The organism is Sphingopyxis sp. (assembly GCF_965279725.1).
Lineage (GTDB): Bacteria > Pseudomonadota > Alphaproteobacteria > Sphingomonadales > Sphingomonadaceae > Sphingopyxis.
Window position 1 is genome coordinate 376,594 of record NZ_CBDIIL010000001.1, and the last position, 20,610, is coordinate 397,203.

Annotated in this window: 16 protein-coding genes and 1 riboswitch; of the genes, 11 read left to right on the forward strand and 5 right to left on the reverse strand. The window is 64.3% G+C overall.

The window, feature by feature from the left end; all coding sequences use genetic code 11:
• Positions 1 to 157: 157 nt before the first annotated feature.
• The 3 genes from ACQY6T_RS01870 to guaB form a co-directional block, all read right to left on the reverse strand.
• Complete coding sequence (locus tag ACQY6T_RS01870; RefSeq protein ID WP_428627758.1) at positions 158 to 688, reverse strand: tetratricopeptide repeat protein; 531 nt, start codon at positions 686 to 688, stop codon at positions 158 to 160.
• Positions 689 to 719: 31 nt separating this feature from the next.
• Entirely contained in the window at positions 720 to 1,910 is a 1,191-nt protein-coding gene (locus ACQY6T_RS01875) for an RsmB/NOP family class I SAM-dependent RNA methyltransferase (protein ID WP_428627761.1), read from the reverse strand.
• Positions 1,911 to 2,013: 103 nt separating this feature from the next.
• Positions 2,014 to 3,471 (reverse strand): IMP dehydrogenase, encoded by a 1,458-nt coding sequence (gene guaB, locus ACQY6T_RS01880; protein ID WP_428627764.1) that lies wholly within the window; start codon positions 3,469 to 3,471, stop codon positions 2,014 to 2,016.
• A 212-nt stretch (positions 3,472 to 3,683) separates the two neighbouring features.
• Here guaB and ACQY6T_RS01885 point away from each other — a divergent pair, with 212 nt between their 5' ends.
• On the forward strand, positions 3,684 to 4,922 hold the full coding sequence (locus ACQY6T_RS01885) for an MFS transporter (RefSeq protein WP_428627767.1): 1,239 nt from the start codon (positions 3,684 to 3,686) through the stop codon (positions 4,920 to 4,922).
• Here the strand turns inward: ACQY6T_RS01885 and ACQY6T_RS01890 are convergent.
• On the reverse strand, positions 4,912 to 5,865 hold the full coding sequence (locus ACQY6T_RS01890) for a winged helix-turn-helix transcriptional regulator (RefSeq protein WP_428627769.1): 954 nt from the start codon (positions 5,863 to 5,865) through the stop codon (positions 4,912 to 4,914). The two genes, ACQY6T_RS01885 and ACQY6T_RS01890, sit on opposite strands and share 11 nt — an antisense overlap.
• 112 nt (positions 5,866 to 5,977) lie before the next feature.
• On the reverse strand, positions 5,978 to 8,266 hold the full coding sequence (locus ACQY6T_RS01895) for a TonB-dependent receptor (protein ID WP_428627772.1): 2,289 nt from the start codon (positions 8,264 to 8,266) through the stop codon (positions 5,978 to 5,980).
• Between the two features lie 145 nt (positions 8,267 to 8,411).
• Between ACQY6T_RS01895 and ACQY6T_RS01900 the strand changes: the two genes are divergently transcribed.
• The 10 genes from ACQY6T_RS01900 (at position 8,412) to ACQY6T_RS01945 (ending at position 20,607) form a co-directional block, all read left to right on the forward strand.
• Positions 8,412 to 9,353 (forward strand): NAD(P)H-dependent flavin oxidoreductase, encoded by a 942-nt coding sequence (locus ACQY6T_RS01900; protein ID WP_428627775.1) that lies wholly within the window; start codon positions 8,412 to 8,414, stop codon positions 9,351 to 9,353.
• Positions 9,350 to 10,846 (forward strand): carotenoid oxygenase family protein, encoded by a 1,497-nt coding sequence (locus tag ACQY6T_RS01905; protein WP_428627777.1) that lies wholly within the window; start codon positions 9,350 to 9,352, stop codon positions 10,844 to 10,846. Before ACQY6T_RS01900 ends, ACQY6T_RS01905 begins: the two co-directional genes overlap by 4 nt.
• Position 10,847: 1 nt before the next feature.
• Complete coding sequence (locus tag ACQY6T_RS01910) at positions 10,848 to 12,539, forward strand: class I adenylate-forming enzyme family protein (protein WP_428627783.1); 1,692 nt, start codon at positions 10,848 to 10,850, stop codon at positions 12,537 to 12,539.
• 1 nt (position 12,540) lies between these two features.
• Entirely contained in the window at positions 12,541 to 13,770 is a 1,230-nt protein-coding gene (locus ACQY6T_RS01915; protein WP_428627784.1) for an acetyl-CoA acetyltransferase, read from the forward strand.
• Between the two features lies 1 nt (position 13,771).
• Positions 13,772 to 14,929 (forward strand): acetyl-CoA C-acyltransferase, encoded by a 1,158-nt coding sequence (locus ACQY6T_RS01920; protein WP_428627786.1) that lies wholly within the window; start codon positions 13,772 to 13,774, stop codon positions 14,927 to 14,929.
• 207 nt (positions 14,930 to 15,136) lie between these two features.
• Positions 15,137 to 15,356: riboswitch (cobalamin riboswitch) on the forward strand.
• A 176-nt stretch (positions 15,357 to 15,532) separates the two neighbouring features.
• Positions 15,533 to 17,377 carry a TonB-dependent receptor plug domain-containing protein gene (locus ACQY6T_RS01925; RefSeq protein WP_428627789.1) on the forward strand — a complete coding sequence of 615 codons (1,845 nt, stop codon included), beginning with the start codon at positions 15,533 to 15,535 and terminating at the stop codon, positions 17,375 to 17,377.
• The gene (cobO, locus tag ACQY6T_RS01930) at positions 17,377 to 17,985 is read left to right on the forward strand and encodes a cob(I)yrinic acid a,c-diamide adenosyltransferase (RefSeq protein WP_428627791.1); all 609 of its coding nucleotides are present in this window, start codon (positions 17,377 to 17,379) and stop codon (positions 17,983 to 17,985) included. Before ACQY6T_RS01925 ends, cobO begins: the two co-directional genes overlap by 1 nt.
• Positions 17,985 to 18,839: an ABC transporter substrate-binding protein gene (locus ACQY6T_RS01935; protein WP_428627792.1), complete on the forward strand. Its 855-nt coding sequence runs from the start codon at positions 17,985 to 17,987 to the stop codon at positions 18,837 to 18,839. Before cobO ends, ACQY6T_RS01935 begins: the two co-directional genes overlap by 1 nt.
• Positions 18,836 to 19,837: a FecCD family ABC transporter permease gene (locus ACQY6T_RS01940; protein WP_428627795.1), complete on the forward strand. Its 1,002-nt coding sequence runs from the start codon at positions 18,836 to 18,838 to the stop codon at positions 19,835 to 19,837. The genes ACQY6T_RS01935 and ACQY6T_RS01940 overlap by 4 nt, the downstream gene beginning before the upstream one ends.
• On the forward strand, positions 19,831 to 20,607 hold the full coding sequence (locus ACQY6T_RS01945) for an ABC transporter ATP-binding protein (RefSeq protein WP_428627798.1): 777 nt from the start codon (positions 19,831 to 19,833) through the stop codon (positions 20,605 to 20,607). The genes ACQY6T_RS01940 and ACQY6T_RS01945 overlap by 7 nt, the downstream gene beginning before the upstream one ends.
• The last annotated feature ends 3 nt before the right edge of the window (positions 20,608 to 20,610 follow it).

Sequence of the window (20,610 nt, forward strand, 5' to 3'; positions counted from 1 at the left end):
CACGTCAAAGATCGGCTACCCAAACGTTTAGCGGCCAAGACAGCCGCTGCTCCCCGGCGGCGATATCGACCGGTTGCGGACATCGCTTCTCCCCTCCCTCTTAGGAAGGAGAATGTATCGAATCCACCCCGATGCCGCCGTAAATCTCGGCCAGATTCTAATTCTGATTGTTACTGGTACCAACCGTCGCAACTATCGGTTTCGGCACCAACGCCTCCGCAGCGACAACACGTTTGGTAGTACTCGACGAAATCGTCTTTTCGAGCGCCGCGACCTGCGGGCATTTGTCGGTGCAAACCCGCTGCGCTTCGGTAAGCTTCTCACGCGCCAGTTCGAGCGCGCCCTTGTCGGCGAGGGCTTCGCCCTGCCCGGTCAGCGCGACGATGTCGTTGGGTTCGAGCACGAGAGCCTCGCGATAGAGGCCGATTGCCTTGCCGGGCAGACCCTGTGCGCGAGCGACCTGCGCCAGCGCGATGATCGCCGAGCGGTTGCGGGGGTCGGCGGCCAGGGCCGATTCATAGAAGTCGACCGCGAGGTTGAGATCGCCAGATTCCTGTGCGGTTTGACCTTGCTGCTGGAGCGCGATCGAGCGTGGGAAAATGTCGTTGTCGGCGCGCTGGGCATCCGATGCCGTGGGCAGGCTGGTCAAAATCAGACCGGCAGACAGAGCCAGAAAACTGACGCGCATCGCATTCTCCCATCGCTTCATTGCAGGGATGCTAACATGGCGCCGTCAGTCGTGCGAGAAAAAATCCGTCGCATCCGTCATGCTTCGGGGTGAGCAGAAAACCGCCGCCCGCGGCGCGGCCAACGCCGTCGGGCAAATAGCCGGTGTCGGCGGTCCAGCCGCGATGACGGGTCAGAAAATCATCCACCTGTGCGCGCCCCTCGCGAGCGATGATCGAGCACACAGCATAAAGAAGTTTGCCGCCCGGCGCCAGCAGCGCCGCGCCGATGTCCATCAGCTTCGCCTGATCGGCAACATGCCGGTCGAGCCGCGCCGGGGTCGAGCGCCAGCGCAGTTCGGGGCTGCGCCGCCAGGTGCCGCTGCCTGAACAGGGGGCATCGACGATGACGCGGTCGGCCTTGCCCATCCGATCGGCGAGCATCCCGCGTTCCTGTCCCGGGTTGAGCAGGAGCGTTTCGATACCGGTCGCCCCGGCGCGGTGCGCGCGCGGCGCCAATTGCTGAAGCCGCGCGCGGTTGGTGTCGCAAGCGAGGATGGCGGCTTCGTCATTGGTGGCCGAAGCGATGGCGAGCGTCTTGCCGCCCGCGCCCGCGCACAGATCGATGACCTTTTGCCCGGCCTCGGCACCGAGCGCGGCGGCGGCATATTGGCTCGCGGCGTCCTGCACCTCGAACTGTCCCTCATTATAAGCGCTATGCTGGACCGCGGCGGTTTCGCCAGGCAGGCGCCAGCCGTCGGCGAGGCCGTTGATCACTTCGCCGTCGGGGAAAATCATCGCCAGCTCGTCTCGACTCGATCGCAGGCGGTTGGCGCGCAAGTCGAGTGGGGCGCGGGCGAGCATCGCGGCGTGCTCCGCCTTGGTGACCAGTGGATCGAACAATTTGATCAACGCTGGGGTGGCAAGCCCGGTCTCGGTCCGCGCTTCGTCAACGCCGATCGCGGTGGGGCCATAGGAGGCGCCGTCGAACAGCGCCGCAAGTTCCGCGTCGTTATCGGCGAGCGCGAGCATTGCGGCGCGGCCCGACGCGGGCACCGAACGCACAGCGCGGATCGCATCATAGACGAGACCGCGGATCGCGCGGCGGTCCTTCGATCCGGCATAACGACGAGCGCGCATCGCTTCGGCAAAAATTGCGTCGGCCGGGGCGCCACCATCGCGCGCCGATGCAGCGATAACGTCGAGGATTTCGATGGCGGTCTGGACGCGAGCGGCGGGGGTCATAATCTGTCTTTACCTTCGTCATTGCGAGCGGAGCGAAGCAATCCAGAGCGGATTACGTGACTCTGGATTGCTTCGCTCCGCTCGCAATGACGAAGCGAAAAATTCAACCCGCCGGATAGTTCGGCGCCTCGCGCGTAATCGACACGTCGTGAACATGGCTTTCGCGCAGGCCCGCGTTGGTGATCCGCACAAATTTGGCCCGGTCGCGAAAATCGGCGAGGGTGCGGCTGCCGGTATAGCCCATTGCCGCCTTCACGCCGCCGACCAGCTGGTGGATGACGTCCTTTGCCGCGCCCTTGAACGGCACCTGCCCCTCGATCCCTTCCGGAACCAGCTTCATCTGATCCTTGATATCCTGCTGGAAATAGCGGTCGGCCGATCCGCGCGCCATCGCGCCGACGCTGCCCATGCCGCGATAACTTTTATAGGTGCGGCCTTGGAACAGGAAGCTTTCGCCCGGCGCCTCGGCGGTCCCGGCGAGCAGCGAGCCGACCATCACGCTCGACGCGCCCGCTGCCAGTGCCTTGGCGATATCGCCCGAGGTGCGCAGACCGCCATCGGCGATGACGGGAATATTCTGCTTTGCCGCCTGCTCGACGCTGTCGAGGATCGCGGTCAGCTGCGGCACCCCGACGCCAGCGACGATGCGGGTGGTGCAGATCGACCCCGGACCGATGCCGACCTTGATCGCGTCGGCACCACAATCGATCAGCGCGCGGGTCGCATCGCCGGTCGCGACGTTGCCCGCCATCACTTGGACACGGTTCGACATTTTCTTGATCCGTTCGACCGTGGCGCCGACCATCTTGCTATGGCCGTGCGCGGTGTCGACAACGATCAGATCGCATTCGGCCTCGAGCAGTGCCTCGACGCGTTCGATCCCCGAATCGCCGGTGTTGGTCGCCGCCGCGACGCGTAGGCGGCCGGTGCCGTCCTTGGTCGCATCGGGAAAATTGACCGCCTTTTCCATGTCTTTGACGGTGATCAGCCCGATGCAGCGATAATCATCGTCGACGACCAGCAGCTTTTCGATGCGGCGCTGGTGGAGCAGTTTGCGCGCCTCGTCCTGCCCGACACCAGGGCGCACGGTGGCCAGATTTTCGGCCGTCATCAATTCGCGCACCGGCTGGCCAGGATTGTCGGCAAAGCGCACGTCGCGGTGGGTCAGGATGCCGACCAGCTTGCCGCCGGTCTCAACAACCGGGATGCCCGAAATCTTGTGCTGGTCCATCAGCGCGGTGGCATAGGACAGCGGAGCGTCGGGGGTGATGGTGATCGGATTGACGATCATGCCGCTTTCGAACCGCTTGACCTGCCGCACCGCGGCAGCCTGTTCCTCGATCGTCAGATTGCGGTGGAGGACTCCGATGCCGCCGATCTGCGCCATCAGGATCGCCATGTCGGCCTCGGTCACCGTGTCCATCGCCGACGACAGGATCGGGATGTTGAGGCTGATCTCGCTGGTCAGGCGGGTCGAAAGGATCGCGTCGCTGGGCAGGACTTCGGACGGGCCGGGAACCAGCAGCACATCGTCAAAGGTCAGACCGGTCGTGATTTCCATCGGGGCCACTTTCTGGTGCGGGCGGCGCCTGTCCCGGTTTTCCGGGCGGCACACGCGATTCGTTTGGTGGCGGCCCATGTAACCAGTCGGCCCGGCGCGCGCCAGTGGGCGGCGCATGATTATTTCGTTCCCCTGCTGGCGGCGAGCGGAGCGGGTGCATCGCGCCGTCCCCGGTCTTGCCCCGTCTGGCATCGGGCGTTACGCGCCATGGTGTGAGTCCCGACACGCCCTCGCCGCCCTCGACCTTCGGGCCGTTCCGCTACCCAGCGTTTCGCGCGATCTGGATCGCCAATCTGGCGTCGAACATGGGATCGATGATCCAGGCCGTCGGCGCGGCGTGGTTGATGACCGAACTCACCACGTCGCATACGCTGATCGCGCTGGTTCAGGCGGGTGCGACGATTCCGATCATGCTGCTGGGGATCTTCGCCGGCGCCATCGCCGACAATTTCGACCGGCGCCGCGTCATGCTGGCGGCGCAAACCGGCATGCTGATCGTCTCGGCCTTGCTGACGCTGACCACTTATCTTGATGCGATCACCCCGCTCACCTTGCTGTTTTTCACCCTCGCCGTCGGCTGCGGCACCGCGCTGAACGGGCCTGCGTGGCAAGCCTCGGTTCGCTTGCAAGTCGGGCCGAAAGACCTGCCGCAGGCGATCTCGCTCAACACCATCGCCTTTAACCTGGCCCGCAGCGTCGGACCGGCTCTCGGCGGAATGCTGATCGCCGTTGTCGGGACGGCGGCTGCCTTCGGCCTCAATGCGCTCAGTTATCTGGCACTGATCGTCGTGCTGCTGCGCTGGCACCCCGAAACCGTGCCACCGCGCCGAACGCCGATGCTGACCGCGATCGCCGCGGGCATTCGTTTCTGCGCCCGTTCGAACCCGGTGCGCCGTGTTCTGATCCGCGGCTTCGCGTTCGGGTTCGGCGCGGCGGGGTTTCAGGCGCTGTTGCCCTCGCTCGTTCGCGACCGGCTGCACGGCACCGAAATCACTTATGGTCTCTGCCTCGCCGCTTTTGGCGCGGGATCGGTCGTCGGAGCATTGTTGATCGGCCACGCGCGCCGCCGGTGGGGCAGCGATCGGGTGGTGACTGTGGCGGCGCTGGTCTTCGCCGCCACCATGTTGCCGGTGGCACTGACGAGCGGCCTGGCTTCGATCATGGGTGCCGCCTTCGTCGCTGGCGGGGCGTGGGTTTCGACCCTCACCACGTTGAACGTCGCAATGCAGCTGCGGTCGCCCGACGAGATACTGGGGCGCTGCTTGTCGATCTATCAGGCGGTCACTTTTGGAGCGATGGCCTTGGGCGCTTACGCGTTCGGTCTGATGGCCGATTTGACGACGCTGTCGATCGCCATCCTGACCTCTGCAACGTGGTTGGGGATGTCCGCCCTGCTGCTGCGGATTGTGGCGCCGATGCCGAGCCGCGACGAGGGACGGCTTATTCCCTGACCGCGCCATCCTCGCCGATGGCTTCGATTTCGAAACGGCTGTTCGACAGCGTCAATTCGTCGCCGCAATGGCTGCACGCGACGACCATGTGCAGGCCATGGCCGCACGGGCGGTGGGTCAACAGCACCGGCGGGCCGCGCTCGTCGGAAAACCAGCGGTCGCCCCATTGCAACAGCGCGAGCAGCACCGGGTAAAGATCGCGGCCCTTTTCGGTGAGCCGATATTCATAACGGTCGGCGCGGTCGGAATAGGGGGCGGCGCGCAAAATCCCCTGCCTGGTCAGCCGGTCGATGCGACCGGTCAGAATGTTTGTGGCCATCAGCGTATCGCGTTGAATGTCGTCGAAGCGGTTGATCCGCGTGAACATCGCGCGGACAACCAACGTCGCCCAGCGGTCACCGAACAATTCGATCATCGTGTCGACCAAGGGTCGCCCGCCCGGACGACGCGTTCCGACGTCGCCATTGAAACGGCGACGTTCATAGGCCGGGGTCACCTGAACCAGTCCCGGCCCTTCGCGCCAATCGACGGCACGCGGATCGATCTCGGCGCGGCAATGGCCGCACACCGGCACCGGTTCGGTCGCATGACCGCAGGTCGCATGATGCAAACGGACTTGAAAATCGCGGCTGTCGGCTTCCCATTTATGCTGCCAGCGCAGCATCATCAGGCCGTTGGGAAACTGGTCGCGTCCCTTCTGGGTGAGCATATAATGAAAGCCGCGGCCGCCCTTGCGCGGCACCTTGGCAAGGCAATCTTCCTCGACCAGTTTTTTGAGCCGCCCGTTGACCACCGAGCGTGCGAGCCCGGTGCGCGCCACAAATTCATCGAAACTGTGGATGCCGAGCAAGGCCTGTTCCATGATCAGCAGCACCGGCACGTCGCCGACGACGTCAAGCGCGCGCCAGATCGAGCAGGCTCTGATGGTACGGTCGTGTTTCAAACGCTTGGCAATCCTTCGCCCCCGCCCCTAACCCGCCGGCCGGAAATCGACAAGGCGATCGGGTCGGGAGAGGGGGCAGTGCCCGTGCCCCCTCTTCCCTGGGGAGAGCTGGTCAGAAGCGCCCGGTGAGTTGCACCGCGATCGTACGCGGGCGATCGACGATGCCATTATAGGCGTTGCCCGCGTTGCGCGTGATCGTCGTTGCCAGCGGCATCGAGCTGGCGGTCTGCAGGATGCGCTGGTTGGTCAGGTTACGGCCGATCAGCGCCACTTCCCAGCGATTGTCGATCTGACCCAGCGCCAGCCGCGCGCCAAGCTTTACATAACCGTCCTGGTGGGTGCGCGGATCAAGGTTCGCCGACGCGATATAGGAGGAAGAGAAGTCGGCGTTGACGTTGAACGCAACCTTCATGTCCGAAGTGATCGGGGTCGTGTAATCGAGGTTGAGGTTGCCCGACCATTTCGGCGACAGCGCGTTGCGCAGCCCGGTATAGTCGCAGAACCCGCCCGGCCCCGGCGCTTGCAGATAATAGCATTGGCCCGAGGTGAAGTTGGTGAATTTGAAGTCGAGATAGGCAACCGCGCCGCTGACCGTCAGCCCGTCGGCGATCGCAGCGCGGAAGTCGGCCTCGACCCCCTGTGTGCGGGCGCCCGCGGCGTTGGCGACGTTGAAGTTCAGCGTGCCATCGAAGATGTTGACCTGCAAATCCTTGTAGGTGGTGCGATAGAGCGACAGGTTGAATGCGACGTTGCGGCCCTTGTACTTGAGGCCCGCCTCGAAATTGTCGGCGCTTTCATCCTCGAACTCGAACGCGCCGGGCTTGGCGACCGTCGTCGAGCCTGGCAACGAGTTGGAGCGAATGTCGAAGCCACCCGCCTTGGTCCCGCGCGCGAACGAGGCGTAGAGCATCAGATCGTCGGTCGCGTCGAACTGGACGTTGACCATCGGGTTGAAGCTGTCTTCGCTCAATTTTCCCGAAATGCTGTGCGCCTCGATGTTCAACGCGCGGAAGGTTCCAGCGACAACCAGTGGATTGAAGGTGTTGAGCGGGCCGCGCACGATCGCCAGCGCACGGCTGCCGCTCTTCTTTTCATGGTTGAAGCGCGCGCCCGCGGTGATGCGAAAGCGTTCGGTCAACGCCAGCTCGCCCTGCGCGAACACCGAGATCAGGTCCGATTTCTGCGAATACACGCGGTCATTGCGGGTGTCGCCGATCGCATTGAACGGCGGTCCCAAGGCGAGGAAAGTCGAGTTGAACAGGACCTGGTCGTCCACGTCCAGCTTGGCGTGCTGATAATAGGCACCGGCGATATAATTGAACGCCTCACCGCCGGGCGAAGCCAGCCGCAGCTCTTGCGAATATTGCCGGTAATCTTCCTGCAAATTGGTGCCGTCGAGGAAGCTGATCCCCGAAAAATCGACATCGACGATTTCGCGCGTCTTATAGTCGAGCAGTGAGCTGACCGAGGTCAGCGTGTGCTCGCCGACCTCCAGATCGGCATTCAGCGTCGCGCCGAACACCTTGTTGCGGCTTTGATAGCCATTATCCTCGCGGACATAATCGGGGTTGGTGCTGACGAAAAACGGCCCCTGAAAGACCGTGTTGTAATTGCCGACCGCGCCGAACACGTCGCGCGGCTGGCCCTTCATTTCGAAGTCGGCATATTCGAGTTTGAGCTCGGCAGCGAAGGGACCGCCGCGGTCGAACTCGAGCTTGCCGCGGAAATATTTCTCATCGACGTTCGGTTCGTCGCGATCGAGCTTCGCGTTGTAGAAATAACCGTCCATCTTGCGGTAATAGCCGACGACGCGCGCCTCGACGCCTTCGCTCAAGGGTCCGGACAAGACCCCGGTCAGCTGCAATTCCTTGTGGTTGAATTCATACAGGCCGCTGACCGATCCCTCGAATTCATCCGTGGGGCTGCGCGTCGTGATGTTCACCGCGCCGGCGATCGCGTTTTTGCCGAACAAGGTCGGCTGCGGCCCGCGCAAAACCTCGACCCGCTCCATGTCGACGAGCGGCAGGCGCGACAGCTGATCGCGGCCGTAATAGACGCCATCGACGAACATCGCGACCGACTGTTCGAAGCCCTTGTTATCGCCCGACGCAATGCCGCGGATCGCGATGCGGTTGGCGATCGCGGTCTGGGTGATCTTGAGGTTGGGGACCGACGACGAGATTTGTTCGAGGTTGGTCTGGCCATAGGCTTCGACCTGCTTGCCGCTGATCGCCGAGATCGAGATCGGGACGTCCGACAGCCCTTCGGCGCGTTTTTGTGCGGTGACGATGATCTCTTCGAGCCCGCCCTGGTCCTCGGCGGAGGCCGCGTCCTGTGCGAATGCGATACCCGGGCTGGCGAGCGCCGATGCGGCGAGCAGCGCAACAAAATTCCTCTTCATAATTGTCTCTCCCTCCCACCATCGTCAGGGCAAGGCCCGCGATGTTTTTCTTGCCTTGCGACTCATAACGGCTTTAAGTATCGTTATGCAAGTCAGATAATTTGAGAGAGGATTAGCCTTGCCGGGACACGGCCTCCCACCCGCATTGACGCAGAACTTGCGTCTGCCCGCGATTGCCGCGCCGATGTTTTTGGTGTCGGGGCCGGAGATGGTGATCGCCGCGTCGCGCGCCGGGATGATCGGCAGCTTCCCTGCCCCCAATGCGCGCACCTCCGCCGATTTGGAGGATTGGGTCAGCCGAATCGACGCGGCGCTGTCGAACGATCCCGATGCCGCGGCGTGGGCGGTCAATCTGGTCGTGCACCCGTCGAACGGCCGCCTTGCCGAGGACGTCGCCTGCGTCGTGCGGCACAAGGTGCCGCTGGTGATTACCGCGCTGGGTAGTCCCGCACGCGTGGTCGAGGATATTCACAGATATGGCGGGCTGGTGTTCGCTGACGTCAATTCGGTCGGGTTCGCGCGCAAGGCCGCTGCGGCCGGAGTCGACGGCCTCGTGCTCGTCGCGGCAGGCGCGGGCGGGCATACGGGTGCGACCGCAGGCTTCGCCTTTGTCGAGGAGGTGCGACAATTCTGGGACGGGCCGCTGGTGCTCGGCGGCGCGATTTCGACGGGGCATGCCGTGCGCGCTGCCGAGATTTTGGGCGCCGACCTCGCCTATCTCGGAACCTCACTGATCGCCTGCGCCGAAAGCATGGCGGCGCCGGGGTACAAGGATATGATCGTTGCCGCGGGTGCCGAAGACATCGTGCCATCGAAGGGCATCACCGGCGTCACCGCCAACTGGCTGAAACCCAGTTTGATCGCCGCAGGATATGACCCCGCGAACATGCCCGAGGACAAGCGCCCGAACTTCTCCGACGCGCAGGACGATGCGAAGGCGTGGAAGAACGTCTGGTCCGCCGGGCAAGGCGTCGGCGCGGTGCGCGGCGTCGAGCCGATGGCGACAATCGTCGACCGCCTTGTGAAAGAATATGATGCGGCCGCCGCTAGGCCGCGCTTTGCAATTGCCGAAGGAGTCCCCGTATGACCGCCCAGCTTGTCGAGACGATCGAAACCACGATCCAGCCGAACGATCATCCCTATATGCAGGGCGCCTGGCGGCCGACGTACAATGAGTGGAACGCGATCTTTGCCAATGGCGATGCCGAAGTGATCGGCAATATTCCGACTGACATCGACGGCGTTTATGTCCGTACCGGCGAAAACCAGATTCACGAGCCGATCGGCCGCTATCATCCCTTCGATGGCGATGGCTTTATTCATTCGATTTCGTTCAAGGATGGCCGCGCAAGCTATCGCAGCCGGTTCGTGCGCACCAAGGGATTTGCCGCCGAGAAAGAGGCCGGTCGCTCTCTGTGGGCGGGGTTGATGGAGCCCCCGCACAAATCGACCCGCCACGGCTGGGGGGCGCAGGAATGGCTCAAGGATTCGTCGTCGACCGACGTCGCGATCCATGCGGGCAAGATCATCTCGACCTTTTATCAATGCGGCGAAGCGTACCGGCTCGATCCCTTCACGCTCGAACAGTTTGGCACCGAAAGCTGGGTGCCGCTCGACGGCATTTCGGCGCATTGCAAAGTCGATCTGGCGACCGGAGAATTGATGTTTTTCAATTACTCCAAGCACGCACCTTATATGCATTATGGCGTCGTCGGGGCGGACAACAAGCTGCAGCATTATATTCCGGTGCCGCTGCCCGGACCGCGGCTGCCGCACGATATGGCGTTCACCGAGAATTACACGATCCTCAACGACATGCCGCTGTACTGGAATGCGGAATTGCTCGAACGGAAGCTGCATGTCGTGCAATTCCACCCCGACGAAAAGACGCGCTTTGCGATCATTCCGCGGCATGGCCAGCCGGAAGAAATTCGCTGGTTTACTGCCGAGCCGACCTACACGCTGCATTGGCTGAACGCGTGGGAGGAAGGCGACGAGATCATCCTCGACGGCTATTATCAGGAAGAGCCGATGCCGAAGTCCTATCCGAACGCGCCCGAGGGGCTGGAACGGATGATGGCATATCTCGATCAAGGCCTCTTGAAGCCACGCCTCCACCGCTGGCGCTTCAACCTCAAGACTGGCGCGACCGTCGAAGAACGGCTCGACGAGCGCGATCTCGAATTCGGGATGTTCAACCACCGCTATGCCGGCAAGCCCTATCGCTATGCGTATAGCGCGATCCCCGAGCCGGGCTGGTTCCTGTTCCGCGGTCTGGTGAAGCATGACCTCAATGCGCGGACGAGCGAGGAATATGAATTCGGTCCCGGCCGTTTCGGCAGCGAGGCGCCCTTTGCCCCGCGCATCAACGCGAAGGACGAGGACGACGGCTATCTTGTGTCGTTCATCGCCGACCTGGAAACCGACACGTCCGAATGCGTGCTGATCGACGCGAAGAATATCGCGGCAGGCCCGGTATGCCGGATCATCCTGCCCGAGCGTATCTGTTCGGGAACCCACACCGTCTGGGCGAGCGGCGACGATATCGGGATGGGCGACAACAGCGTGCTGGCCGCGTGAGATGATTGCAGCGGGAGAGGATAAAAGGCAGCAGCATCGCGCAAGCGGCTGGTGGGGCGATCAGACCTTCGCCGACCTGTTCGCGGCAAATGCAGCGACGCATCCCGAGCGGCTTGCGCTCGTCGATGCGCCCAATCGCGGCGACTTCGCTTTCGGCGAGCCGCAACGCCTGAATTACGCCGGACTGGCCGCAGAGATCGACCGGCTCGCAGGCGCGCTCGTCGCCGCCGGAATCGGCAAGGACGATGTGCTGCTGGTCCAGCTTCCGAACATCAGCGAGTTCGTGGCGCTCTATTTCGCGGCGGCGAAGATCGGCGCGATCGTCAGCCCGGCGGCGGTGCAATATCGCAGCCACGAACTCAAAGGCATGATCGGCATTGTCGAACCGAAAGCGTTCGTTTGCGCCACGCAGGTCAAGGGCTGCGACCATGTCGGCGTCGCTGCGCCGTTGCTGGGCGTTGTAGCGCTGATGACCTTCGGCCCCGATGCACCCGCCCATGCGCTCGACCTCTCGACCGCAGGGGGAGACGCCGACGCCCTCGCCGCCCATGCTGCCGCCAACCCGGTCGATGCCGACGACATCTTCACGATCTGCTGGACCTCAGGCACCACCGGCGTCCCGAAGGGCGTGCCGCGCAGCCACAACCACTGGATCGCGGTCGCGGCCGCGGGATATGAGGCGATGAAGGTCGGGCCGGGCGATGTGCTCCTGAACCCCTTCCCGCTCATCAACATGGCGAGCATCGGCGGCATCACGATGTGCTGGCTAACCAGCGCGGGGACGATGGTGCTGCATCATCCGTTCGATCCCGCGATCTATCTGAAACAGATCGCAACCGAACGACCCAGCTTGACGATCGCGCCGCCCGCGGTGCTCAACATGCTGTTGCAGAACGAGGCGTTGCTGGCGTCGGTCGACCTGTCGAGCCTGCGCGTTATCGCGTCAGGATCGGCGCCGTTGGCGCCCGCGATGGTGCGCGGGTTTCAGGAAAAACTGGGTATCATCATCGTCAATGTCTTCGGATCGAACGAGGGGATGAGCTTTATCACCGGCGAAGAGGATATGCCTGACCCCGACAAGCGCGCGAGCCTGTTCCCGCGCCGCGGCACGTACCAGCGACCCTATGGCGAGGGCCGCGCGCCGAACATCGAAAGCCGTCTCGTCCCGCCAGCTGGCGGCGATCCGATCGAGGTGGACGGCGTGTCGGGCGAGTTGCAAATCCGCGGGCCGACCTTGTTCGAAGGCTATCACAACGCCGCGGAGCGCACCGCCGAGGCCTTCACCGACGACGGCTGGTTCCGCACCGGCGACTTGTTTGAGATCGCCGAGGGCGGCGACTTCTATCGCTTTGTCGGGCGCTGCAAGGATCTGATCATCCGCGGCGGCGTGAACATCTCGCCCGAAGAGATCGACCAGTTGCTCGGCGGGCATCCGCTGCTGGCCGAGGCGTGTGTCTTTTCGCTGCCCGACCCCACAATGGGCGAGCGCATCGGCCTCGCCTATGTGCCGCGCGGCGCCGACGATGTCGGGGTTGGCGAGGTGGCTGATTACCTTCGCGAACAGGACCTCGCGGTGTTCAAACTGCCCGAACGCCTGTTCCGCTTCGACGCGCTGCCGCGCAACGTCACCAACAAGGTCATGCGCAGCGAAGTACGCGATCTGGCCATCGCGACTTTGGAAAAGGAAGCCTGATATGGCGAAGGACGTGTTCATCCTCGGCGGCGCGCAGAGCGATTTCGCGCGCAATATGGAGCGCGAGGGTGGCGGCCTGTTCGAACTGTTCCGCGACGTTGCCGAGGCGGCGTTCGCCGCGACCGGCATCGAACCCAAAGAGGTCGAAACCGCGCATGTCGGCAATTTCGTCGGCGAATTGTTCGCGGGGCAAGGCCAGCTGGGCGGCTTCTTCGGCCATGTCCACCCCGACCTCGCGGGCGTGCCGGCGTCGCGCCACGAGGCGGCCTGCGCCTCGGGCAGCATCGCGATCCTCGCGGCTGCGGCCGAGATCGAGGCCGAACGCTATGGCCTCGCGCTCGTCCTTGGCATCGAGCTGATGCGCAACGTGCCCGGCCAGCGCGCCGCCGAATATCTAGGCGCCGCGGCATGGGCGGGGCGCGAGGCGCAGGAGGCGCGCTATTTGTGGCCGTGGATGTTCGCGCGCGTTGCCGAGGAATATGACGAGCGCTTCGGGCTCGACCGTGCGCACCTGCGCGGCATTTCCGCCAACAATTTCGCCAATGCGAAGAAGAATCCGAACTCGCAGACGCGCGGCTGGGCGGTCACCGACGATCATCTGGGCGAGAATGACGAGGTCAATCCGCTGATCGAGGGGAGCCTGCGCAAATCCGATTGCGGGCAGGTCACCGACGGCGCGGCAGCGATCTTTCTGGCGTCACGCGAAGTCGCCGAAGCCTATGCCAAGCGGCGCGGGATTGCGATCGACAGCATTCCGCGAATCAAGGGTTGGGGCCACTCGACCGCGCCTTTGCTCTATTCGACCAAGGTCGCGGGCAGCCGCGGCGAACCTTATGTCTTCCCGAGCGTGCGCAAGGCGATGATGGACGCGCTGCGCCGCGCCGAAATGCCCGATGTCTATGCCTGCGACGGGGTCGAAGTTCACGACTGTTTCTCGATCACCGAATATATGGCGATCGACCATTTCGGGATTACGCCGCCGGGCGAAAGCTGGCGCGCGATCGAGGACGGAACGATTGCGCTCGGCGGAAAATTGCCGGTCAACCCGTCGGGCGGGCTGATCGGGCTCGGCCATCCGGTCGGCGCGACGGGGGTACGGATGATGCTCGACAGCTGGCGGCAAGTCACCGGCAATGCCGGCGACTATCAGGTCGAGGGCGCCAGGAATTTCGCGACGTTCAATGTCGGGGGTAGTGCGACGACGGCGGTCAGCTTCGTCGTCGGCGTCTGATTTGGCGGACGTCTATCTTTATGACGCGGTGCGTACCCCGCGCGGCAAGGCGCGACCCGATGGCGGTCTGGCCGGGTTGAGCCCGCAGGAGCTGGTGCGCCAGCAGATCGCGGCGCTGGCCGAACGCTGCGGCGATGTTGCGCGCAATCCTGACGCGCTGCTGCTTGGCTGCGTTACCCAGAGTGGGGCGCAGGGCGGGCATATCGCGATGCTGGCGAAGCTGCACGCGGACTTGCCCGACGCGACGGCGGCGCAGAGCATCAACAATTATTGCGCTTCGGGCCTGTCGGCGATCGGCCAGGCGATCGCAAAGGTTGCGAGCGGCGAAGTGAGATGCATCCTTGCGGGCGGGGTTGAATCGATGAGCGGAGCGTCGTTTCTGAGCGATCGGGCGGGCTTCTATACGAATGACGAGCTGCCACCGCGGGCGCGCTTTGTGCCGCCGGTACTCGCCGCCGATCGGCTTGCAAACGCCGAGGGCATCACCCGCGCCGATCTCGACGCCATCGCGCTCGCCTCACAGCAGAAGGCAGGCGCAGCCGAAACCGATAGCGCGCTCCAGAAATCGCGGATCGCCACCGGGCCGCTGACTGGGGAAGAATGCATCCGGCCGCAAACGACCGCGGAGTCGCTCGCCGCGGCGCCGCCTGCGTTCGGCGCGTTGCAGCAGCAATATGCCAGCGCGCTCGAGGGCGCGACCTTCGAACCGCTGCACAGTATCGCCCATGCGCCGCCGATCTGCGACGGTGCGGGCCTCGCGCTGATCGGTGGCGAAGGGCTGGGTAATCCGCGTGCCCGCGTTGTCGCCTTTGCCGAAAGCGGTGGAGATCCGGCGGCTTCGCTGACCGCGGGTTTTGCCGCGATGGACAAGGTGCTGGCGCGCGCCGGGCTGACTCTTGCCGATCTCGACCGGATCGAGTTCATGGAAGCCTTTGCCGTCACCATCGTCAAATTCCTGCGTGACCGCGGCGCCGACCCGGCGCGCGTCAACGTCAGCGGCGGGCATCTGGCGAAGGGGCATCCGATGGGCGCGAGCGGCGCGATCCTGACCTCGACCTTGCTCGACGCGCTTGACGCGTGCGAGGGCCGTTATGGGCTGGTCGTGTTGACCGGCGCGATGGGGGTTGGCGCGGCGATGGTGGTCGAGCGGATCGTCTAGTATTGATCCTCCCTGTGGCGAAGCCATGGGGAGGTGGCAGCGCGAAGCGCTGACGGAGGGGCTTTGGCGCTGCCGTCGCGGCCCCTCCACCATTCGCTTCGCGAACGGTCCCCCTCCCCATCGCTCCGCGACAGGGAGGATCAAGTTCGGTGATTCCCGATTGCGCAAAAGCTCGGTTGCGCTATGTGCCGCGCGTGCGGGGTCTTCCCTGCGCATGATCGCACCGGTGCCCGAAAGGGCTTAAAATGGGAACGCGGTAAGCGGGTTCGTCACGAAACCGCGAAGCCGAGGCTGTCCCTGCAACTGTAAGCGGCGAGCGAGATGTACCGGTCCGAAGCTTTCGGATCAGCCACTGGGGTAACCTGGGAAGGCGTGTATCAAGCCCTGACCCGCGAGCCAGGAGACCTGCCGGCGTGGGTCGCTCAATGCCAAGGCCCAGGGAAAGGCCGCGGCACGGAAATTCCGTCGAGCGACGACCAAGCGGCTGGAGCCGCTTCGGTGCCGGGGTTGCAGGCCTTTACGCCACTTGCGACGCCAGCATGGGTCGATCGCGTCCGCGCATCGGCAGGCTCCGCCTTCGTTGCCGGCGTGCGGGGGTTTCCCATGTTGAAATTTGCGACCATTTCCTTGTTGGCCTTGGCGACTGCGACGCCGGCCCTTGCCCAAACCACCGACGATATCGTCGTCACCGCGTCGGGCATCGAGCAATCGCGCGATGAAGTCGGTCAGGCGATCACGATCATCGACGCCGACACGATCGAAAAGCGTCAGACGGTCGATGTCGTCGACCTGCTCGCCACCACGCCGAGCGTCCGGTTCAGCCGCACCGGCAGCACCGGTTCGGTCTCGGGCATATCGCTGCGCGGCGCCGAAACGACGCAGACTTTGGTGCTGATCGACGGCGTGAAGGTCAACGACCCGAGCGGGATCGGCGACGGTTATGATTTCGGCCATTTGCTCACCGGCAACATCAGCCGGATCGAGGTGCTTCGCGGTTCTAACTCGGTCGTGCATGGCAGTCAGGCGATCGGCGGGGTCGTCAGCCTTACGACCGCCACTCCTGCCGACGGCTTCGCCGGTAATGCATCGGCCGAATATGGCTACAGCGACACGCTCACCGCCAAGGCCGACGTGTCGGGCACCGCCGGACGCGTATCAGGCGGCATCGGCGGCGCCTATTTCCGCACCGATGGCATTTCGTCGGCGGCGGTGGGCACCGAAAAGGACGGCTATAAAAATTTCGCTGGCAACGCGCGGCTCAAGATCGCGTTCAGCGACGCGCTCAGCCTTGACCTGCGCGGTTATTATATCAACGCCGACCTCGATTATGACAGCTTCTTCGGCGCTCCCGCCGACAGCCCCGACATTGCGAAGCTCGACCAATATGTTGGCTATGCAGGGCTGAACCTCGGCCTGTTAGACGGACGTTTTACGAGCCGTGCCGCTCTCACCTATCTCCGCAACGACCGCGATTATTATTTCGTCCGCGGCACCGCGCCCGATTATGGCTATTCGGGTACCAACCTACGCTTCGAATATCAGGGCGTCGTCACCCCCGTGGAGCAGGCCAAGCTGATCTTCGGATATGAGCATGAGCGCCCCGATTATGATTTCTTCGGCTTTGGATCGACCGACAGCCAGCGCGCCAATATCGACAGCGTCTATGCGCTGGCCATCGTCCAGCCCTTCGCGGGTCTGTCGGTCACCGGGGGCATCCGCCACGACGATCACAGCCAGTTCGGCGGCGCGACGACGCTGGGCGCCAACGCCAATTATTCGCCCAACGACGGCGCGACCAATGTCCGGTTGAGTTATGGCGAGGGGTTCAAAGCGCCTTCGCTTTACCAGCTCTATGATGCGTTCAGCGGCAACGCGGCGCTGCGCCCCGAACGATCGAAAAGCTATGATGCCGGCATCGACCAGAGCCTCGCCGACGGCCGCGCGCTGATTTCGCTCACCGCATTCCTGCGCAACACCACCGATCAGATCAATTATGACAATGCCACCTTCACCTATGGCAATATCGACCGCACCCGCGCCAAAGGCGTCGAAGCGACGCTGGCCCTGCGTCCCGTCGATGCGCTGAACGTCACCGCATCCTACAGCTATATCGATGCGCGCGACCGGTCGGGGCGGCTGGCGTTCGACGGCAAGCGCCTGCCGCGCCGTGCAGAACAGGCCGTCAGCGTTTCGGCGGATTATGACTGGTCGTTCGGCCTGTCGACCGGCGCGACGGTGACGCTGGTCGGTGACAGCTTTGACGACGCAGCCAACAGCGTGCGACTCGACGGCTATGCGCTCGCGGGCATTCGCGCGTCCCTGCCCGTCGGTGGGAACTTCGAGATTTATGGCCGCGTCGACAATCTGTTCGACGCGGATTACGCCACCGCGGCGGGCTTTGGCACCTATGGCCGCGCCGCTTATGGCGGCGTGCGGGCGCGTTTCTGATGAAAGCCCGCACCGACGCGGAACATGCAGCGAAGATGAAGAAGATTCAGGCGGCGCAGAACAAGAAGGTCGCGGCGAAGACGGTCGAAAAGGGGCTGGTCATCGTCCACACCGGTCCCGGCAAGGGCAAGACCTCGGCAGCGCTGGGTATGGCGATCCGCGCGATCGGTCATGACATGAAGGTCGGCGTCGTCCAGTTCGTGAAGGGCGCGATGGCGACGGGCGAGAAGGCGGTGTTCGACCGCTTTCCCGACCTCGTTGAATTCAAGCCGATGGGCGAAGGCTTCACCTGGGACACCCAGGACCGGGCGCGCGACATCGCGGTCACCCGCACGGCATGGGACGAGGTCAAACGGATGATCGCCGATCCCTCCTACGCGATGGTGATTGCCGACGAGCTCAACATCGTGCTGCGCTATGATTATCTGCCGGTCGATGAGGTGCTCGATGCCCTCGCCGCCAAGCCGGCAATGACGCATGTCATCATTACGGGCCGCAACGCGCCGCAGACGCTGATCGACGCCGCCGATCTGGTGACCGAAATGGCGCAGGTGAAGCATCCGTTCCGCGAACAGAATGTCAAAGCGCAGGCGGGGATCGAGTTCTGATGCGGCGGCGCGGCCCGTTGGCGCTTGCGGCGCTGCTCGGCGGCGGCGCGGCGCTATGGGCGGCCTCGACTGCAACGCCAGCAAAGACGCCCGCCGTTCCGCAGCGCATCGTGTCGATCAACCTGTGCGCCGATCAGCTTGTGCTTGCGCTCGCCGACCGCGGCCAGATCGCGGGGCTGACGAAAAATGCCACCGACTTGGAAATGTCGGGCGAAGCGGCGAAGGCGCGCGGACTGCCTTTGCTCAGCAATTCGGCAGAGCAGATATTGGCGATCGAGCCCGACCTGATCATTGGCATGCCCGCAAGCCGCAGCGCGGCGCTCCGTGCGCTGCCCGAGCAGAGCTATCCGCTGCTCGACCTCGACACCGCGAACACGCTCGACGAAATCTATGTCTCCATCCGCCAGACAGCCGTCGCTGTCGGCCATCCCGAACGCGGCGCGGCGCTGATCGCACGGATGCAAGGCGAACTCGCGGGCCTGCCCAAACCCGGACGTGGACGTGTCGCCGCCTATTACCAACGGCGCGGCTATATGACCGGCACCGGGACGCTGATCGACGAACTGATGACGCGCGTCGGGCTGACCAACCTCGCGGGCAAGCTTGGTAAGCCGCCGCTGTCGCAGCTCAGCATTGAGGAGATGGTCGCGGCCCAGCCCGATTATCTGATCGTCGAAAGCGCGACCGACAAGGTGACCGATCAGGGGAGCGAAATGCTGCACCATCCGGCGTTGAAGGACATTCCGCGGATCAGCGTGCCGCAGGCATGGACGGTTTGCGGCAGCCCTGCCTACACCCAGGCGGCGCGCAGCATAGCGGCCCAGGTTGCGATACGCGAAAGAAGAGGCGCATGAGCCATTTTGCCCTGCCCCGCTGGTCGTTGATAACAGCGCTGTCTGCTCTCACGCTCGTTGCGGCGATCGCGTCGTTGTTGTTCGGCGCGGTCGACCTGTCGGTCGCGCGTCTCATCGATGCTGCGATGGGCAGCAACGACAAGGTCGCGTCGATCATCCTTTTCGACCTCCGCCTGCCGCGCACAATTCTCGCGCTCGCGGTCGGCGCGATGCTCGGGCTCGCGGGGGCGGCGTTGCAGGGCTATCTGCGCAACCCGCTCGCAGAACCCTCGGTGCTCGGCACGTCGAACGCAGCGGCGCTCGGCGGGGTGGCGGCGATCTATTTCGGTCTGGCCGAAATTCATCCGATCATATTGCCGCTGCTCGCAACGGGCGGAGCGCTCGTGTCGCTCGCTTTGCTCTTCATACTGGCGGGCAAGGCCGAAAGCCCGCTGACCTTGATCCTTGCCGGCATTGCCGTCGGCACGCTGGCGGTCGCGGGAACCAGCCTGGCGCTCAACCTGTCGCCCAATCCCTTTGCAGCGATGGAGATCATGACCTGGCTGCTTGGCAGCCTAGAGAATCGGTCGTTCAGCCATGTGTGGATCGCGCTGCCCTGTATCGCGATCGGAATGACGATGTTATTGTGGAACGGCCGCGCGCTCGACGCGCTGACGCTGGGCGAAGATGCGGCGCAGGCGCTCGGCACCGACCTCAAACGCACGCGCCTGCGGCTGTTGACCGGCACCGCGATCGGGGTCGGCGGCGCGGTCGCGGTGGCAGGGGCGATCGGCTTTGTCGGCTTGATCGTGCCGCACCTGATCCGCCCGCTGACCGACCGTAGCCCGTCGGCGATCCTGCTGCCCTCGGCGATCGGCGGGGCGGCGCTACTCACCCTCGCCGATTTGGGGGTGCGGATCATCCCGACGACGAACGAACTGAAACTGGGTGTAGTCACCGCCTTCCTGGGCGTCCCGGTCTTCCTGATCCATCTGATGCGGGAGCGGCGGCTATGGTAAGCCTGGTCCTCGACCATGTCGGTGTGACGCTGGCCCGCCGCGCCGTCGTTAGCGACGTCAGCGCCACGTTCAGCCCCGGCACACTGACCGCGATCGTCGGCCCCAATGGCGCGGGCAAATCGACGCTGGCGCGCGCGATGCTTGCGCTCGTCCCGGCGACCGGCCGGGTCTTGGTCGATGGCGTCCATGCCGCCGCGATGCCGCGCGCAGAACTGGCGCGGCGGATCGCCTATGTGCCGCAGGGACAGCTTCTACACTGGCCGCTGACGGTCGAGCGGCTGGTCGGGCTCGGCCGCCTGCCGCACCTCGCCCCCATGTCGCGGATCGCCGATACCGACGTTGCGGCGATCGAGCGCGCGATGGCACGCGCCGACGTGCTCGACCTGCGCAACCGGATCGCCACCGAACTATCGGGCGGCGAGCGCGCCCGCGTGCTGTTCGCGCGGGCGCTGGCAGTCGAAGCGCCAGCGCTGATCGCCGACGAACCGCTCGCCAGCCTAGATCCGGGGCATCAGATCGACGTTATGGACATGCTGCAAGCCGAAGCCGCGAACGGCGCGCTGGTGATCGCGGTGCTCCACGATCTGACCCTCGCGGCGCGCTATTGCGACCGGCTGCTGCTGATCGACGAAGGCCGGATCGTCGCCGATGGCGCCCCCGCTACGGTTTTGACCGCAGAGCGGCTGCGTGCTGTCTATGGCATCGATGCGCGCGTCGAGACCGGCGGCGACTGGCCGACGATCACGACCTTCGGCCGCGCCTTGGGCTAGACC

Excerpts from the sequence above, each read along its gene's own strand:
- ACQY6T_RS01925 (WP_428627789.1), top strand. The coding sequence starts at position 15,533 with ATGTTGAAATTTGCGACCATTTCCTTGTTGGCCTTGGCGACTGCGACG.
- ACQY6T_RS01915 (WP_428627784.1), top strand. The coding sequence starts at position 12,541 with ATGGCGAAGGACGTGTTCATCCTCGGCGGCGCGCAGAGCGATTTCGCG.
- ACQY6T_RS01875 (WP_428627761.1), bottom strand. The coding sequence starts at position 1,910 with ATGACCCCCGCCGCTCGCGTCCAGACCGCCATCGAAATCCTCGACGTT.
- ACQY6T_RS01910 (WP_428627783.1), top strand. The coding sequence starts at position 10,848 with ATGATTGCAGCGGGAGAGGATAAAAGGCAGCAGCATCGCGCAAGCGGC.
- guaB (WP_428627764.1), bottom strand. The coding sequence starts at position 3,471 with ATGGAAATCACGACCGGTCTGACCTTTGACGATGTGCTGCTGGTTCCC.
- ACQY6T_RS01940 (WP_428627795.1), top strand. The coding sequence starts at position 18,836 with ATGAGCCATTTTGCCCTGCCCCGCTGGTCGTTGATAACAGCGCTGTCT.
- ACQY6T_RS01945 (WP_428627798.1), top strand. The coding sequence starts at position 19,831 with ATGGTAAGCCTGGTCCTCGACCATGTCGGTGTGACGCTGGCCCGCCGC.
- ACQY6T_RS01905 (WP_428627777.1), top strand. The coding sequence starts at position 9,350 with ATGACCGCCCAGCTTGTCGAGACGATCGAAACCACGATCCAGCCGAAC.
- ACQY6T_RS01935 (WP_428627792.1), top strand. The coding sequence starts at position 17,985 with ATGCGGCGGCGCGGCCCGTTGGCGCTTGCGGCGCTGCTCGGCGGCGGC.
- ACQY6T_RS01870 (WP_428627758.1), bottom strand. The coding sequence starts at position 688 with ATGCGCGTCAGTTTTCTGGCTCTGTCTGCCGGTCTGATTTTGACCAGC.
- cobO (WP_428627791.1), top strand. The coding sequence starts at position 17,377 with ATGAAAGCCCGCACCGACGCGGAACATGCAGCGAAGATGAAGAAGATT.
- ACQY6T_RS01895 (WP_428627772.1), bottom strand. The coding sequence starts at position 8,266 with ATGAAGAGGAATTTTGTTGCGCTGCTCGCCGCATCGGCGCTCGCCAGC.